The sequence below is a fragment of the Candidatus Stoquefichus massiliensis AP9 genome (assembly GCF_000455285.1).
Taxonomy (GTDB): Bacteria; Bacillota_I; Bacilli_A; order Erysipelotrichales; family Coprobacillaceae; genus Stoquefichus; species Stoquefichus massiliensis.
The window spans coordinates 341,210-342,259 of record NZ_HG005287.1 but is presented as its reverse complement, the minus strand read 5'-3'; the positions used below and the strand labels follow the sequence as shown (position 1 = coordinate 342,259).

The window sequence follows — 1,050 nt, the reverse complement described above, 5'->3', positions numbered from 1 at the left end:
TGTCAGAGCACAGGAAAATGAGCCGCCTGTCACACAGGGCATCCAACAGGAAAACGGACAGCAGGAAGCAGGGAAAGAAACTGCCCCAGCCATCACACTGCCAGAGAACCTGCAAGCAGCGGCAGGTACGCCGCTAAAGGAAATCGGGCTGCCGGAGAATTGGGCATGGGCAGATGAAAGCACTGTCCTGTCGGCAGACACGACTACATATCCGGCATATGTCACGGTTGATGATGAAACCTATGATTATGCAGAAACAGAGGGATACCATGCAGAGGGACACTATGTAGAAGTCCAGCTGTCTGTCACTGTGGAACTGCCGGAAGAAACAACGGAAGAAGAATCAGCACCTGTAACGATACAGAAAAATTCATTATCGAGAAGTACAGTTCCTACACCATATGCACTAGGTGATGTTGAAATCAACGAAGCGAATTTCCCAGATGCAGCATTTAGGAAATATTTAAAAGAGAGTACAACAATCAATCCTGACAGCAACGATACGTTATCAGCAGAAGAGATAGCAAAAGTAACGACTATCTCTGCTCCTTTGAATGTTGCCGACTTGAGAGGCATTGAAAAGTTTTCTAATTTAAAACTCTTGTATTGTAGCAGCACGGGCATCACCAGTTTGGATGTCAGCAACAATAAAAAGTTAGAAAAGTTGTATTGCCAAAGCAATACAGCACTGACAACTTTGAATGTCAATGGTGCTTCTGCTTTAAAAAAATTGGATTGCTACAGCACGGGCATCAGCAGTCTGGATGTCAGCAACAATACTAAGTTAGAAACCTTGTGGTGCCAAAGCACGGGCATCAGCAGTCTGGATGTCAGCAGCAATGCTAATTTAACAGAATTGAACTGCTCCAGCAATGCAGCACTGACAACTTTGAATGTCAATGGTGCTTCTGCTTTAAAAACCTTGCAGTGCTACAGCACGGGCATCACCAGTCTGGATGTCAGCAGCAATGCTAATTTAACAGAATTGAACTGCTACAGCAATGCAGCACTGACAACTTTGAATGTCAATGGTGCTTCTGCTTTAAAAAA

1 protein-coding gene is annotated in these 1,050 nt (G+C 44.5%); it reads left to right on the top strand.

Annotation, left to right across the window (positions count from 1 at the left end):
• On the top strand, nt 1-1,050 hold a 1,050-nt coding region (locus tag BN350_RS20915), incomplete at both ends, for a leucine-rich repeat domain-containing protein (RefSeq protein ID WP_196802953.1).